This is a genomic window from Arthrobacter sp. 10T413_2, assembly GCF_056394205.1.
In genome coordinates this window covers 1-15,721 of the sequence record NZ_JBFTHK010000099.1, presented here as the reverse complement: position 1 = coordinate 15,721, position 15,721 = coordinate 1, and the positions used below count along the sequence as shown (strand labels likewise).

Sequence of the window (15,721 nt, the reverse complement as noted above, 5' to 3'; positions counted from 1 at the left end):
GCATGGCGCATCATGTTCCGGGAGATCCTGCCCAACATGGYCTCCATCGTGATGAGCACCCTGCTGGGCTGCGTCATCTACGGCATCGGCGCCCAGGCGGGCCTGGAGTTCCTGGGGCTCGGCGACACCGGATCCGTCAGCTGGGGAACCAACCTCTATTGGGCAAACAACGACGGTGCGCTCATGACCGGCGACTGGTGGGTGCTCCTGCCCTCCGGCGTCGCCATCGCCGTCGTGGCATTTGCCCTGGCCATGATMAACTACGCCGTTGATGAAATCACCAACCCTCGCCTGCGCGTGGAAAAGAAAGGCTGACAGATGGAAACCCTGACTGAACAGGACCGGGGAAACATCGGCCGTGCCGCCGTCGGCCCCGTGCTGAGCGTGAAGAACCTGCAGGTCCAATACACAGCGGAAAGCGGGAACGTCACCGCCGTGGATGGTGTCAGCTTCGACATCGGCGCCGGAGAAGTGTTCGGCCTCGCCGGTGAATCAGGCTGCGGCAAGTCGACCATCGCAAACGCGATCATGCGGCTCCTGCAGACCCCGGCAAAAATCACCGGCGGTTCCATCGAACTCGCAGGAAGGAATCTCCTGGACCTGGGTGAGGAAGAACTGCGACGTACCCGCTGGCGCGACGTCGCCATGGTCTTCCAAAGCGCGATGAACTCCCTGAACCCCGTCATGACCATCGGGGATCAGATCGTCGATGTCTTCACAACGCACGAAAAGATGTCCAAGCAGGCCGCCCGTGAACGCGCAGCGGAGCTGCTGAAACTTGTCGACATCAGCCCCGGCCGGCTCAAGTCCTACCCGCACCAGCTCTCCGGCGGAATGCGCCAKCGGGCAGTCATCGCGATAGCGCTGGCGCTTAAACCCTCTCTCCTGATCATGGATGAACCCACCACTGCCCTGGACGTGGTGGTTCAGCAGGAAATCATGCACCAGATCAAAGAACTTCAGCAGCGGCTGGGCTTTTCCATTCTGTTMATCACCCACGACATCTCGCTCATGGTCGAGCTCTCCCACCGTATGGCTGTGATGTATGCAGGAAAGCTGGTCGAGGTCGCTMCCTCCAAGACAATGCTGGACAATCCGCTTCACCCCTACACGAACKCCCTGATGGGAGCGTTCCCTCCGCTGACCGGGCCGAGAGTGGAGTTGATAGGGATCCCGGACGCCCCGCCGAACATGGCCCATCCCCCCGCCGGGTGCCGCTTTCACCCCCGGTGCCCGCTTGCCACCGAGGCGTGCCGMACCATCGAACCGCCGCTTCTTCCAGGAGCCGAAAACCACGAGGCAGCCTGTCTGCTCGTACCCGGATATGTCGTCCCCCGCGAAAGGTCACGCCGATGAGCCCCGCACACAGCACCTCATCCCGCCCAGGAACGGCGACCGAGCCCCTGGTTCAGGTACGCAACCTGAGCAAGGACTATCAGCTGGGAAGTTTCCCGTTCCGTTCGACCGTACGTGCGGTCAACGACGTCTCCTTCGACATCAACCGCGGCGAGATTGTGGCACTCGTCGGGGAATCCGGCAGCGGAAAGAGCACCATCGCCCGGATTCTCGCCCGCCTTGAGCAGCCCACAGGCGGCCAGCTCATCCTAGACGGACAAGACATCTTTGCCACCGAACGCCGCCGGGCGTCGATGAAATACCGCAGCAAGGTCCAAATGGTCTTCCAGGACCCCTTCGGATCCCTCAACCCGGCACACCGCATCGAACACTTCCTGACCCGACCCCTCCAGCTTCACGGAGAAAACGACAGCCCGCAGGCCCTCAAACTCAAACTGCGTGAACTAATGGCAACGGTCGGTCTGGGCGAACAGATGCTGGACCGATACCCCCATCAGCTGTCCGGCGGACAGCGGCAGCGCGTCGCCATCGCCAGAGCCCTGGCCGTGGAACCGGAAATCATACTGGCCGACGAACCCACCTCCATGCTCGACGTCTCGGTCCGCATCGGGATTCTCAATCTGATGCGCAAACTCCGCGATGAACGGGGCGTGTCCATGCTCTACATCACCCACGACCTCGCATCCGCACGCTACATCGCGGACAYAACCATGGTGATGTGCGCCGGGGACCTGGTCGAGGGTGGCGAGAGCATCGAGCTGATGGCCGCCCCCCATCATCCGTACACGCAGTTGCTGCTCTCCGCCGTACCCGACGCCCGCAGGACCCGGACCGTCCGCCCACCGAAGAGGGACGCCGCAAGGCGGAACGCTCCCCGCGGCGCCGGAGAACGGATCACCCTCAGCGCATCCCATTGGGCGCTGAAAGTACCGGAATCCGCACACTGAAGGCCCCCTCCCCGGCTGACGGCCCAATCCGCGGTCCGAGAGGCCGCTTTCCCCGCGGTATCAGCMCCGCGCAGCTTCCTTGCAGGCTGCTGAAAACCCMGAAAGAACCCCATGACGAACCCCCCTGCCACACTGTCCGCCCCACCCGAGGTGATCGTTGTCGGCGAAGCACTTATCGATGTGGTCCACACGGGGAACGGCGTCACCGAGCACCCGGGGGGTTCACCCGCCAATGTGGCCTACGGACTTGCCCGTCTGGATGTTTCAACGGGGTTCCTGACATCAATCGGTACAGATAGCCGGGGAGCTGCCGTCAGCAGCCATCTAAGCGGTGCAGGCGTCCATATCCTTCCCGGCTGCCAGTCCGCCACMTTTACATCKACCGCCACAGCAACGCTRGYCGACGACGGGTCCGCAAGCTATTCTTTCGACCTCGTCTGGGAGCTCCCATCGGTTKCMCCGACGTACCTGCCCACGCTCCTGCACGCCGGGTCAATCGCCAGCTTCCTCGCACCGGGAGCCTCAGGCGTGAAATCCCTCCTGCAGCACTGCGCAGGAATCAGCACCGTCACCTATGACCCGAACATCCGGCCCGAACTGCTCGGCAGCCAACACGAAGCCAGAACCATCTTCGAAGACCTCGTTCCCCTCACCGACGTCGTGAAACTCAGCGACGAGGACGCGGCATGGTTGTATCCGCGCCATTCGCCGGAGGAGGCTGCCCGCCACATACGCGGACTGGGCGCGGATCTGGTCGTGGTCACCCGCGGATCAGAAGGATCCTTCCTGCTCACCGCAGAGACGGAAATCACTGTCCCCTCCGTGGAAACCGTTGTCGTGGACACCATCGGTGCAGGGGATGCCTACATGGCGGCCCTCATCCTGGGGCTTCTGACCAGAGGTGKCGAGGGTCTGGCTCCGCACGTTCTCGAACAAATCGCCCGCATGGCATCCATGGCAGCCGCCATTACGGTGGGCCGTCCAGGGGCGGACCTGCCGTCCTTGGCGGAAATGCAGGCCCTGGTCAGCTGACCGCCACTTTCCGTCTCCAACACCGCGGCCAATCTGACCATCACCGTCAGATTCTGGCTCTTTCCTTGCCCCATTCCGAACCTGAAACGAGTGCACCTCCCATGACGGCCGTGACCACCTCACATCCGGAAGCTTTCCGGCCCGCCCTGCATTACACGGCCCGAGACACCTGGCTCAATGATCCCAACGGCCTGATCCATCACCAGGGCCTCTACCACCTCTACTACCAAAACAACMCCTTCGGAAACACCTGGGGAAACATGTCCTGGGGCCACGCCACGTCGGCGAACCTCACCGACTGGACCGAACAGCCCGTCGCGATTGCCTGCGACGAGCAGGAGGACATCTTCTCCGGCAGCATCGTATTCGACAGCCAAAACAGCAGCGGGTTCGGCACCGAGACGGCGCCCCCGCTGGTGGCCATTTACACTAGCGCCTACAAAGAAGCGTCGCCCTTGTTCGGCGTCCAGGCGCAGTCGCTGGCCTACAGTCTGGATGGCGGTTTCACCTGGAAGAAATACGTGGGCAATCCCGTGCTCAGCCGCAACTCAGCCAACTTCCGTGACCCAAAGGTCTTCCGTTATGACGGCGGCGCCGGCTCCTATTGGGTGATGGCKGCCGTCGAAGCCGACGACTACAAAGTAGTCCTCTACAAGTCCGAGGACCTGAAAGCCTGGGAATACCTCAGCGATTTCGGCCCCGCCAACGCCACCGGCGGCATCTGGGAATGCCCGGACCTGTTTGCTTTGCCGGTGGACGGCAATCCACTGGAGCTGAAATGGGTCCTCACGGTGAACCTGAACCCCGGCGGCCCGAACGGCGGTTCAGCAGGGCAGTACTTCACGGGAGACTTCGACGGCGTCCAATTCACCTCCGACTCCACCGTCACCAGCGGGGAGCAGGACGCCGGCCTCCTCCAGGAGTACAACTGGCTGGACTGGGGACGGGACTATTACGCCGCCGTCTCCTTCAGCGACGCCCCCGACGGCAGGCGGATCATGATCGGMTGGATGAACAACTGGGACTACGCCAATCAGATCCCGACTTCACCCTGGCGCAGCCCCATGTCTCTCCCCCGGGAACTCTCCCTGGCCACAGTTGGCGGCAGCATCAGACTAGTCCAGAACGTMGTGGAGGAAGCCGTATGCCGCGATCTRGGGGCGGCAGTTCAGGACGGCCCCGTCCATTTAGCAGAGGAAACACGCCCGATCCCAGCCGTCACGGGTACGGTTCAGTTCATCGAAGCCGAGTTCACGCCCGGGACGGCCGAAGAATTCGGCCTCATCGTTCGAGGGAGCGGCACGGAAGGAACCCKAATMGGCATCAATCCCGCCCAGGGCCGACTCATCCTCGACCGGACCGCCTCGGGCGACACCGGCTTCCATGATGGATTCGCCTCCGTCGACACCGCGCCAATTTGCGCACGGGACGGCCGATACAGCCTGAAGATCTACGTCGACCACTGCTCCGTAGAGGTCTTCGCCCAACACGGCGAACTGGTGCTTACGGACCTGATCTTCCCGGACAAAACAAGCACCCAAGTCTCCATCTACGCTCACGGCGGCTCCGCAACACTCGAGAGCCTGACGATCACGCCGCTGGTATAGGCCGGCGTCCCACACATGGCGCAGCCGCACACCGGAATACGGCCATAAAAATCTTGATATGGAAGGCACCACCAGCATGGAATACCGCAAACTTKGTTCCTCCGGCATGTACATCAGCGAACTCGCCTACGGGAACTGGGTCACCCACGGTGAGCAGATCGACCAGGACTCGGCCACGGCCTGCGTCCGGCAGGCCCTGGATCTGGGCATTACCACCTTCGACACCGCCGACGCCTACGCCGGCACCCGCGCGGAGCACACGCTCGGTGAAGCGCTAGCCGGTGTGCGGCGCGAAAGCGTCGAGATCTTCACCAAGGTCTACTTCCCCACCGGCGAGGGCCGGAATGACCGCGGGCTGTCCCGCAAGCACATCATGGAATCCATCAACGGCTCCCTGAAGCGGCTGCAGACCGACTACGTGGACCTCTACCAGGCCCACCGCTACGACTATGAGACACCGCTGGAAGAAACCATGCAGGCCTTCGCCGACGTCGTCCGTCAAGGCAAGGCCCTGTATATCGGCGTCTCCGAATGGACCGTCGAAGAAATCCGCGCCGGCGCCGCCCTCGCCCGGGAACTGGGCATTCACCTGATCTCCAACCAGCCCCAGTACTCCCTGCTCTGGCGGGTCATCGAAAAAGAAGTCGTCCCCACCTGCGAGGAGCTGGGACTGGGACAGATCTGCTGGTCACCCATGGCCCAAGGCGTCCTGACCGGAAAATACGTCCCCGGCCAGGCCGCCCCGGCAGCATCACGCTTCACAGGTCAGGATGGCGAACTCAAATCCGACAACCGCTACCTGACCGAGGACATCCTCACCCGCGTCCAGCAACTCAAACCGCTCGCCGCGGACGCCGGCCTGTCCATGCCCGCACTCGCCGTCGCGTGGGTACTGCAAAACCCCAACGTATCGGMGGCAATCGTCGGTGCCTCACGMCCCGACCAGCTCAAAGACACCGCCACCGCAGCCGGAGTGAAACTTGACCCCACCCTTCTGGCACAGGTCGATGACATCCTGGACCCGGTCATTGAACGCGACCCCGCCAAGGTGGAATCCTTCAAAACCCGCCCGTGAAAKAACAAYCGGATCTTCGCAGGAAAGCCTTAGGCCCGTCTGACGGCAACAACGCGGCGTATGGCGGCCCGGGATGTCTAATCGAGTGTGTGACAAGGGCACACCCGGAGTGGCCTGACACCGGGCGGGTGGGACTGATCATGAGCAAGAGCCGACTACGCGACCGCTCCAAGTCCGTGCTGACTGAGATCAGGCCAGCGGTGATCGACGTGCTACGACACACGGACCGAATGGGGCGATAGCCCGCTGTCGAGGGCGGACGAGATCCGGTTCTGGCTGGGCTGAGCGCGAAKGGGCATTACCTTCGGGAAAACGCAGCGCACGGGCGACGTGTTCGGTTCCAGACCGTCAGGGGGACACCATTTCGTGGACGCAGGTCATTGGGGGAAGGCCGCGTGGCAGTACCGCTTGTTGGGCTCGGCGGCGGTCTTCGTCGGCGCGATACACCTCAAGGTAAGGCGTACCCCACTGCTATACGGACACKCTCGGAAGGGCTCCGAGCGCCATGTTGAGTTCTTCCATGGTTGGGGGGTTCGCTCCKGGGCGCTGAACGGTAATGGCCGCGGCTGCAGCCGCGGTGTGGCCGAGCTGCTCCAGGACAGCTGGGGCGAAGCCTTCGGTTCCTCGGGTGAGAAAGCCCAGAATCAGGGCGGACATGAAGKAGTCCCCGGCGCCGATGGTATCGGCAACGTTGGACTTCACGGCAGGAATCCTGATGTTKGCGGYGGGGGTGGCGAATTGTGAKCCTTCTGCGCCCTTGGTGATGACGGCAAGTCCGGTCCCCAGACCGAGGATGTGGGCTGCGCTTTCGTCCAGGCTTTTTTCGGGGTAAAGCCATTGGGCGTCTTCGTCGCTGAGTTTAACGACGTCGGTTAATGGTACGAGCTCTTCGAACGTGGCTTTGGCTTCCATGTGGCTGCCGAGCAGGGCCGGCCTGATGTTGGGATCGTAAGTGATCATGCAGTGTCTGTGGGCCTGTTCGAGCAGGGATTTTACGGCGCCCGCACCGGGATTAAGGAAGGTGGCGATGGATCCGGTGTGCAGTATTTTTGGGAAGTAGGCGGGGGCTGTCGGGGCGAGGTCCCAGGTGATGTCGAAGTCGTACTTTGCGGAGCCGTCGGGTTCAAGGGTTGCGGTTGCCGATGCCGTCCGGGTGAGGGATTTTGATCCGGGCAGGAGTATGACGCCCGCGCTGCGGAGATGGTTTTCGATGGAGGTCCCCCGCGCGTCCGGGGCGATGGCTGTGAGCAGGCCGGTGGCTATGCCGAGGCGGCCGAGTCCGTAGGCGACGTTGGCCGGTGAGCCGCCCGGGTGTTCGACTTTGTCGTGTGACGTGGTGACCACGTCGATCAGCGCTTCGCCTACCACCATGACGTCGAGCATCTGGTGAGCGTCGTGCCGGGCTGTTGTGAGGTAATCCATGGTCTGTCTTTCGTGGAAGCTGATGGGGGCCTGTCCGAGCCACGTCAGTCCGCGGACCGATAGACCGGGTCCGCGGACTGATTAGTGGCAGGCGGCAGCTGTTTAGGCGGTGGCTGCACCGGTCATGATCGCAACTGCGTCGGTCATGGTGTGTGATTGCGGGGTGATCGTGGCGGCGCACTTGCCGAGGCGCTGGATGTGGATGCGGTCCGCGACGTCAAACACATGGGGCATGTTGTGGCTGATCAGGATGACCGGCAGGCCGCGGTCCCGGAGGTCCCGGACTAACTGCAGGACCTGGTTCGATTCCCGAACCCCGAGTGCCGCCGTCGGCTCATCCAGCACTACCACCTTGGAACCGAACGCTGCGGCGCGGGCCACGGCGACGGCCTGGCGCTGTCCGCCGGAGAGGTTTTCGACCGGCACTGTGACGTCCTGGAGGGTGGAGATGCCCAGGCGGGTCAGCTCTTCCTTTGCCTTCCGGCGCATGCCTTTGGTGTCGAGCATTCGGAATAGGCTCCCCAAGGGGCCGGGGAGTCGCTCTTCACGGCCGAGGAACAGGTTCGAGGCAACATCGAGTGCCGGGGAGACGGCCAGGTTCTGGTAGACCGTTTCGATGCCGTGGACCCGGGCGTCCTGCGGTCGCTTGAAGTGCACCTGCTTCCCCGATACGTATAGTTCTCCCGTGTCCGGTATTTCCGCGCCGGTAAGGCACTTGATCAGCGTGGACTTGCCGGCACCGTTATCGCCGATGACGGCCAGGACTTCGCCCGGGTACAGGTCCAGGCTGACGCCGTCTAGGCCGACGACGCGGCCGAAGGTCTTGACGAGGTTCCTGGCCTGGAGGATGGGTTCGCGGGTGGCGGTATGGGAGGCTGCAGATTCTGTCATGGTCATGACTTGACCTTTCGGATCCACTGGTCGATAGACACAGCAACAATKATCAGGATGCCTACGGCGAGTGTCTRGTACAGGACGTCCAGGCCGGCGAGGGACAGGCCGTTTCGGAAAACTCCGACGATCAGTGCTCCGAGCAGAGAACCCCAGATGGAGCCGCGGCCGCCGAAGAGGCTTGTTCCGCCGATCACGACGGCGGTGATGGAGTCCAGGTTCAGATCGACCCCGGCGTTTGGGCTGGCGGCGTTGGTGCGGCCGATCTGGATCCMAGCGCCGGCGGCAAGAACTGCTCCTGCGGCAAGGTAGACGCTCATGAGGACGCGGCTGACCGGAATACCGGCGAGACGGGCCGCCTCCTTGTCATCGCCCACGGCGTAGACGTGCCGTCCCCAGGCCGTCTTGCCCAGGATGAAGGCGACAACGGCGTAGAGCAGGAGCATCATGACGACGCCGGTGGAGATGCGGACGGCCCCGACCGGGAACGTGGTTCCCAGCCAGGTGAGGACACCTGGCATCGCGGATCCGCGGACCGTGCTGCCGCCTGAGTAGAGCAGCGTTAGGGCGACGAAAATGTTCAACGTTCCGAGGGTGACGATGAACGGCGGGAGCCGGAATCTTGTGACCAGGAACCCGTTGAGCGCGCCGGCGGCAAGACCGACAGCGAGACCTGCAATGAGTGCCAGCGGCCCGGGAACACCGCTGCCGACCGCGAGCTGGGCCATCACCATCGAGGACAGGATCATGACCGCACCGACGGAGAGGTCGATGCCGGCRGTCAGGATGATGAGGGTCTGAGCGATGGCCAGGGTGCCCACCACCGCCACCTGCTGCGTGATCAGGGACAAATTCTCTACCCGCAGGAAGCGGTCATTGAGGAGCCCGAAGACCACCACTGCGATCAGCAGGACAATGGCGGGGCTGAGGGCCGGGTAGCGGTGGAGAATGTTGCGGATTCTGCTGAGAGGGGTCTGGCGGTCGAGGAATTCCTMGGCCAAATCAGCATGCCCGGCGCTCGGCGGGCCGGCGGTCTGTTGCTGGGTCACTTGAATTACTCCTGAACTTCCATGTTCTGTAACTGTTGTCGTGCTGCGCGCTGCGGGGAGACGCCTTGGCACGTCTCCCCGCACAGGGAAGGGTTACTTGCCCCAGCAGATCTGAGAAGCGGCCGTGGTGTCGATGCTGTCCAGCCCGGCAACTGCCTTGTCAGTGACCAGTGCGGAGCCGGTGTTGAAGAAGTCCAGGCCCGCTGAGACCGACGGCTTCTTGCCCGACGTGGCCAGGTCGTGGATGGCTTGGACGCCCAGCTGGGCCATCTTGACGGGGTACTGCTGGGCGGTGGCGCCGATGATTCCGGACTTGACGTTGTTCACGCCGGTGCAGCCTCCGTCGATGGAGACGACCAGCACGCCCTTTTCTTTGCCCGCAGCCTTCAGTGCCTCATAGGCGCCCGCAGCGGCCGGTTCGTTGATGGTGTAGACGACGTTGATGTTGGGGTTCTTCGACAGCAGGGTTTCCATCGCGGTCCGGCCGCCGTCCTCGGCGCCCTGGGAGGCCTGGCTGCCGACGATCTCGTAGTCCCCGCCCTTACCGCCCGTGTACTTGCCGGTCTTGGYCTCGTCACCGTTCTTCGTCTTGTCGGCGGTGTCGATGCCCATTCCGGTCAGGAATCCCTGATCGCGGTTGTAGTCAACCGAAACGACCTTGTCGCTGAACAGATCAACCAAGGCAATAGTGGCCTTCTTGCCATCCAGCTGCGCCGCGGTCCACTGCCCGATCTGTTTGCCGGCCGCGAAGTTGTCGGTCGCGAAGGTGATGTCCACTGCGCTGGCCGGGTCCGGCGGGGTGTCCAGGGCGATCACGTACAAGCCTGCGTCGCGGGCCTTCTTGATTGYGTCGACCACGGCGGGCCCGTTCGGGGTGATAAGGATGCCCTTGTCGCCCTTGGAGATTGCATTCTCGATCGCCTGGATCTGGGTGTCTTCGTCGCCGTCGGACTTGCCGGCAGCCAGCTTCAGATCAATGTTGCCCCCCTCGGCTGCTTTTTTCGCGCCGTCTTCCATTGCTACGAAGTACGGGTTGGACGTGGTCTTTACGATCAGCGAAACGCCGATCTTTGCGTCAGTGGCGCCTCCGCTGGCAGCCGTCCCGGTGGAACTGCCGCCACAGGCAGTAAGACTGAGCGCTMCCAAGGTCAGCACTGCTCCTGCAGCGAACAGGCGGGTGGCCGTTGAACGGCGTGCTTTGGAACTCAACATTGAATCTCCTGGTGTTTGAGACCCTCACTGGCCTCGACAACGATGTCATGTACGATGTAAGCAGCATCACACTGGAGAGTCAATAGATGTAATCAGAAGGAGCGATTTTTTTGACAACGATGTCCGATCGTAGCCAGCCGGCCCTTTCCGCCAGTCGTCCGACGATGCGCCACGTGGCTGCCCTTGCCGGCGTCGGAATTAAGACTGTCTCCCGGGTGATCAATGACGAACCCGKTGTGTCGGAGGCCACCCGGGAAAAGGTGCTCAGCGCTTCCCGGCAACTCAACTACCAGTTGGACATGGCGGCCGGCAGCCTGCGCCGCGCGGGCAGGAGAACGCTCTCCGTCGGTCTCCTGTTGCCAAGTGTCTCCAACCCCTTCAGCGGCKAGATCAACCGGGCAATTGAAGATGCGCTGGGGGCCAGGGGGATAGCGGTTTTTGCGGCGAGTCTCGATGACGACCCCCGGCGGGAGCAGGCCATTGTTACAGCGTTTCTTGGCCGGCGCGTCGACGGGCTCATCCTCACACCGATCGCCCGAAGCCAGGCGTACGTCATTCCGGAGCATTCCCGTGATCTGCCCTTGGTCTTCATCGACCGTGAGCCGGTAGGGCTGGAAGCCGATGCCGTCGTAACTGATAACGCCGCCGGCGCCGCCAAGGCGGCCGCACACCTGATCAGCCACGGCCACACCAGGCTCGCCTATCTGGGGGACCGCACAGACATCCAGACCGCAAGGGAACGCCGGCGGGGGTTCATTGAGGAGATCGGTCGGTACGGAATTCCCACCTCGACGGTTCCCGTCCGTGAAAACCTTCACGACGAGGAGTCGGCGAGGCTGGCCACGCTGGAGCTTTTCACTGCCGGGGAACCACCGACGGCGATATTCTCGAGCCAGAACCTCGTCACGTTCGGYGCCATGCGTGCTTTGAGAGAGCTCGGGCTAAGCAAACAAGTGGCCTTGATCGGGTTCGATGACTTCACGCTTGCCGACATGMTGGATCCCGGCGTAACCGTCATCGCCCAGCAYCCCGAGCGAATCGGGAAGCTGGCAGCAGAGCGGCTGCTGGCCAGAATTGATGGTGAGCAGCAACCTCCGCAGACCTATGTTGTCCCGTCCGAGCTGATACAAAGAGGCACCGGCGAACTCCGCCCTCCGGCCTGACGCCGGGGAACTTTCCGAACAGCCGCCAAACACCTTCACCTGAAAGGGATCACGATGACCAAAACCCTATACGCCGAATTCACCGTCAAACCCGGCAGCGAAGCCCGCGTCGCAGAGATGATGCTCGAACTGACCCGGCACGTCCGTCAGGAACAGGGCAACGAACTGTTCCTTCCCTATACCCGGGAAGAAAATCCCCGAGAGTACTTTGTCTTTGAGGTCTACAGCGACGAAGCCGCATTCCAGGAACACATCCGCGCCGAGTACGGCGCCAAGTTCAACGAGGAACTAGCCCGCCACATCGAAGGCGACGCCTCGGAGCTGACCTGGCTCCTGCCGGTGGAATAGCCCCCGGCCACATCTGCGCCAACCCCTGCCCGCGGGACAGCGTGCGGGCTGCCTTGGAGGGGCTGCACGGGCTTAGGCGTCGAAAACGCCCTTTTTGGGCGCTCCATTGGAGGGGGCATGTCGGCTGCACCGCGCATCGCTTCCCCTGCCTCAGTAGAGGGGATAGCACTCTCATACTTGGGCCGCTCCGAACCGTTGACTTGTCTGACGGACATAACTTAGTGTCCATGGCACTGACAACGTTGTCTATCGCAGACGGGCGACGAAGGGCGAAACAAGCAGATGAACTTCCAGCCCGCTCGTGGTGTTGGGGACTTCTACATCGTGGCTAAGCGGATCAACACCTTCGAGACSGGGACCGTACCGGGCGATGAACGGCAGGGCACCCTGACATCACCGGAATTTCCCCTCACTAAGAACTTCATGAGGACCCTTCCGACCAGACTCCTAACGCGTTCGCTTCAACAAGCGGGGCGTGTCAGTCGAAGATCCCAGCCTCGGGCTGGCAACGTGTGGMAGAGCGGCTTTATCCGGGGTTGGCGTCTTGTGGCCGTCGTAGGCGCATTTCTTGAAGGGTCCTTCCCTGTCCATGAGGACGCGCATGTGGGGGTCTRCGTGGTTCAGCCACCAGGTACTGACTCCGATGGCTGGCTCCACGCGTCGGGCGTGGATGGAACCGTCAGCGAGGAATACGTCGAAGCCGTCACCCGTGCCGTGTTCAGCGAGGACGCGGACTTCAGTGTTCTCGCGCACKGGAGCCCCTGTGCTGCTGGCATAGTGCTCAATCAGACGAAGAATTTCGCTGTAATGCGCGAAACCATCGGGATCGTTTCCCGCGTATGTGTAGCCCGGTAGTTGGAGCGTTCAGTTCGGGAACTGAACGCGCAGGGAGTCCCATCTTTCTGTACGCCAGCGTTCACCGATTCGGCGACGCTCCAGGACGGCGGTGTGCCGTTAGGAGAGAGCGATCCCTAAACTCCCAGACACTCCTGTGCCCGAAGTTAGCAGGAGGGCATTTATCCTCTTGAGCACTCACCGACTAAAATTGAGCTTTCCKACATATTCGAGCTGGAGCTAGCCGGACTTGAGCCCGATAACAATGTAGCCCGTTGACCGCACCACAGCCTCATGGGTGCCGCTCCCCTGCCGGCGGCGACTGCAGTGAGCGCCTGACAGGGCGTCGCGAACCGGTGCTACGGGGTTTCGGCGGACAGTCACGTTCTGCACTTACGCTAAAACCCTTGACTTTCGCAAATGTGATGAACGACACTGATTTTGGGATCCCAAAAGGGGATCCCGTAGATGTATCCCAACCGAGTCCTCGAACGAGGCATTCGATCAGGATCCGACTTTCGGTGGATGGATATTCTCCGCCCTTCCAACCAATCATCTTACTTTGGCCGTATGAGAMAGCCGGTATGCGTCGCTCGCCTGGCCAGTTCGGCGAACCAGCAAAGGAACGCACTGTGGAAAGTTCAGCAAAGATCGATGACCGCCCGTTGCGGGAAACCGTGCGGGACGCGATCCGTAACCGGATCTTTGAGGGGCACTACGCACCAGGAGCCCGTCTGGTGGAGCGCGACCTTGCGGACGAGTTCAACGTTTCGAGGTTGCCGATCCGAGAGGCGCTCCGCATGCTGCGTCAGGAGGGCCTGGTCAGCGAGCGGGCGAACTCGCGGGGCATCGTTGTCAGTAGCCTGACGCCGGAACAAGTTGCCGATTTGTTCGATGTGCGGCTGGCCTTGGAGGTCCTGGCCAGCCAGCTGGCTGCGGTGAGGGCGACACCGTCCGAACTCAACGATCTCAGTTCCCTGCTGGACCGGGCACAGAACAGTCTCGAGGTCGGATCGATTTTTGAGGCCCACGCGGCAAATAACCAGTTCCATGACGCGATTACAACGGTGGCAAGAAATGAATTCCTCAGGGCGGCCCTGGAACCGCTGCAGGGGCGGATGCACTGGCTGTTCCGGCACGCGACCGACCTGCCGGAACTGATCAGGGAACATCGCAGCCTCTACGAGGCCATCGCCAGCGGCGACCCGGAACGTGCGGGCCGCGTCTCCCGCGACCACATCCAGAAGTACCGCAAAGACTACTATCTGACTCACTAACCTCAACCAAACCACCAAGGGACTGACTGCCTTACTTGGCAGGCCGAACCCTTCCTGAAGCGCACCCAAATTCGGGTCACCACGAAAAGCCAACCGTCGAATGAACAGGAGTCCAAATGGAAAATCATCCAGACCTTGTGATCTCTAACGCCATAGTCGTCAACGCGGACGGACGCCGCCACGCACACGTAGTCATCCAGGGCGGGAAAATAGTAGAGATTGTTGATGCTGATGCCCTCGTTCCGGAAGCGGCGACCACCGTCGACGCCGGCGGGCGCCTGCTGTTCCCCGGAGGCGTGGACGGCCACTGCCACGTGGCGCAGGTTACCGGCAGATTCCACACCCTCGATGACTTCGCCGTGACGTCGATTGCTGCGTTGTGGGGCGGAACAACTACGATCCTCGACTTCGGGATACCTAGGGACTCTGTGGAGACGCCGCTGGAGGCTGCGCGAAACAAGATCACGCTGGCCCGGGAATCCCGCTGCGACGTGGGGTTGCACGGATCGGTCGTCACGTGGRGTGAGACGGTGCCTGCCCAGCTCGAACGTCTCGCGGAGATGGGAATCCGTTCCATAAAGATGTACGCGACGAATCGCGGGTCCACCATGGCGGACAACGACACKATCCTGCAGGTCATGAAGCAGATGGTCCGGCTCGACGGCCTTACCTACATCCACGCCGAGCACGATGCCATCATCACCGACTGCACCGAGACCCATGCTGCTGCCGGTGATATCGGCATCCGTCATCTGCCCCGGACCCGACCTGAACTGGCAGAGGAAGTCTCGGTAAAGGAATCCCTGGCGATGGCCGAGTACACGGGCGCTCCGGTGTACTTCGTTCATCAGTCCACCCCCGGGGCTGTAGATCTCGTGACCGATGCGCAATTGAGGGGCCTCTCGGCCTATTCGGAGACCTGCCCCCACTACCTGGCCCTGGACGATTCCGTCTACGGCGAGCAGTTTCCCGAGTGGTACGCATGCTGCCCGCCAATGCGCAGCCCCGAGACCGTGGCAGCACTCAAGGACAGAATGCTCTCCGGCGCAGTCCACACTGTCTCATCCGACCACTCCTGCTATGACCTTTCGCAAAAGCTTGAGCGGAGCGATGACATTCGCCAGATGCCACACGGGCTCCCCGGTGTGGAAACCCGCATGCCTGTTACATTTACCGAGCTAGTCTCCCCGGACGGCCACGGAKCCGAGCGATTCGCCGACGTCTTCGCGGCCGCCCCCTCCCGTATCAATGCCGTTCCAGGCAAGGGCATCATTGCACCCGGATACGATGCCGACCTCGTGCTTGTGGATCCCGCCGAGATCCGGACCGTGTCCGGTGCCGGGTTACACATGGGAACAGACTTCTCCCCCTTCGACGGCAAGAACCTCCGGGGATGGCCGCAGCTTGTGGTCTGCGCCGGGCGAATCGTCCTGGACGAGAACGGCTTCCACGACCCCGGACCCGTCGGACGCTTCATCGAACGCCGAGGATTCCGCGAAGGACCAGGC

At 62.3% G+C, this 15,721-nt stretch carries 15 protein-coding genes; 10 read left to right on the top strand and 5 right to left on the bottom strand.

Annotated elements, in window-relative coordinates; genetic code table 11:
- From AC1DBQ_RS15190 to AC1DBQ_RS15165, 6 genes are all read left to right on the top strand, one after another.
- A partial coding sequence (locus AC1DBQ_RS15190; protein ID WP_476929294.1) for an ABC transporter permease subunit occupies positions 1-315 on the top strand: 315 nt, incomplete at its 5' end.
- A gap of 3 nt (positions 316-318) precedes the next feature.
- The gene (locus AC1DBQ_RS15185) at positions 319-1,356 is read left to right on the top strand and encodes an ABC transporter ATP-binding protein (RefSeq protein ID WP_476929293.1); all 1,038 of its coding nucleotides are present in this window, start codon (positions 319-321) and stop codon (positions 1,354-1,356) included.
- Entirely contained in the window at positions 1,353-2,303 is a 951-nt protein-coding gene (locus AC1DBQ_RS15180; RefSeq protein WP_476929292.1) for an ATP-binding cassette domain-containing protein, read from the top strand. Before AC1DBQ_RS15185 ends, AC1DBQ_RS15180 begins: the two co-directional genes overlap by 4 nt.
- A 111-nt stretch (positions 2,304-2,414) precedes the next feature.
- Entirely contained in the window at positions 2,415-3,335 is a 921-nt protein-coding gene (locus AC1DBQ_RS15175; RefSeq protein WP_476929291.1) for a carbohydrate kinase family protein, read from the top strand.
- 101 nt (positions 3,336-3,436) lie between these two features.
- Positions 3,437-4,942 (top strand): glycoside hydrolase family 32 protein, encoded by a 1,506-nt coding sequence (locus AC1DBQ_RS15170; RefSeq protein ID WP_476929290.1) that lies wholly within the window; start codon positions 3,437-3,439, stop codon positions 4,940-4,942.
- Between the two features lie 76 nt (positions 4,943-5,018).
- Complete coding sequence (locus AC1DBQ_RS15165; protein WP_476929297.1) at positions 5,019-6,017, top strand: aldo/keto reductase family protein; 999 nt, start codon at positions 5,019-5,021, stop codon at positions 6,015-6,017.
- Positions 6,018-6,488: 471 nt separating this feature from the next.
- On the opposite strand, the gene AC1DBQ_RS15160 is transcribed toward AC1DBQ_RS15165, so the two are convergent.
- The 4 genes from AC1DBQ_RS15160 to AC1DBQ_RS15145 all read right to left on the bottom strand — a co-directional run bounded on the left by AC1DBQ_RS15160 (position 6,489) and on the right by AC1DBQ_RS15145 (position 10,591).
- Entirely contained in the window at positions 6,489-7,439 is a 951-nt protein-coding gene (locus AC1DBQ_RS15160; protein ID WP_476929289.1) for a carbohydrate kinase family protein, read from the bottom strand.
- A 102-nt stretch (positions 7,440-7,541) separates the two neighbouring features.
- The gene (locus tag AC1DBQ_RS15155) at positions 7,542-8,336 is read right to left on the bottom strand and encodes an ATP-binding cassette domain-containing protein (protein ID WP_476929288.1); all 795 of its coding nucleotides are present in this window, start codon (positions 8,334-8,336) and stop codon (positions 7,542-7,544) included.
- Entirely contained in the window at positions 8,333-9,379 is a 1,047-nt protein-coding gene (locus AC1DBQ_RS15150; RefSeq protein ID WP_476929287.1) for an ABC transporter permease, read from the bottom strand. Before AC1DBQ_RS15150 ends, AC1DBQ_RS15155 begins: the two co-directional genes overlap by 4 nt.
- 93 nt (positions 9,380-9,472) lie before the next feature.
- A complete protein-coding gene (locus tag AC1DBQ_RS15145) occupies positions 9,473-10,591 on the bottom strand; it encodes a substrate-binding domain-containing protein (RefSeq protein ID WP_476929286.1) in 1,119 nt (372 codons plus the stop codon).
- 164 nt (positions 10,592-10,755) lie between these two features.
- Between AC1DBQ_RS15145 and AC1DBQ_RS15140 the strand changes: the two genes are divergently transcribed.
- Together AC1DBQ_RS15140 and AC1DBQ_RS15135 are read left to right on the top strand one after the other, a co-directional pair.
- The gene (locus tag AC1DBQ_RS15140; RefSeq protein WP_476929296.1) at positions 10,756-11,754 is read left to right on the top strand and encodes a LacI family DNA-binding transcriptional regulator; all 999 of its coding nucleotides are present in this window, start codon (positions 10,756-10,758) and stop codon (positions 11,752-11,754) included.
- A gap of 54 nt (positions 11,755-11,808) precedes the next feature.
- Positions 11,809-12,102 (top strand): putative quinol monooxygenase, encoded by a 294-nt coding sequence (locus AC1DBQ_RS15135; RefSeq protein WP_476929285.1) that lies wholly within the window; start codon positions 11,809-11,811, stop codon positions 12,100-12,102.
- Positions 12,103-12,549: 447 nt separating this feature from the next.
- Here AC1DBQ_RS15135 and AC1DBQ_RS15130 read toward each other — a convergent pair whose 3' ends face one another.
- On the bottom strand, positions 12,550-12,759 hold the full coding sequence (locus AC1DBQ_RS15130; RefSeq protein WP_476929295.1) for a DUF4913 domain-containing protein: 210 nt from the start codon (positions 12,757-12,759) through the stop codon (positions 12,550-12,552).
- Positions 12,760-13,568: 809 nt separating this feature from the next.
- Here AC1DBQ_RS15130 and AC1DBQ_RS15125 point away from each other — a divergent pair.
- Both AC1DBQ_RS15125 and AC1DBQ_RS15120 read left to right on the top strand, forming a co-directional pair.
- Entirely contained in the window at positions 13,569-14,213 is a 645-nt protein-coding gene (locus AC1DBQ_RS15125) for a GntR family transcriptional regulator (protein ID WP_476929284.1), read from the top strand.
- Between the two features lie 116 nt (positions 14,214-14,329).
- Positions 14,330-15,721 (top strand): amidohydrolase family protein (locus tag AC1DBQ_RS15120; RefSeq protein WP_476929283.1); only part of this gene is annotated, 1,392 nt, incomplete at its 3' end.

Excerpts from the sequence above, each read along its gene's own strand:
- AC1DBQ_RS15155 (WP_476929288.1), bottom strand. The coding sequence starts at position 8,336 with ATGACCATGACAGAATCTGCAGCCTCCCATACCGCCACCCGCGAACCC.
- AC1DBQ_RS15135 (WP_476929285.1), top strand. The coding sequence starts at position 11,809 with ATGACCAAAACCCTATACGCCGAATTCACCGTCAAACCCGGCAGCGAA.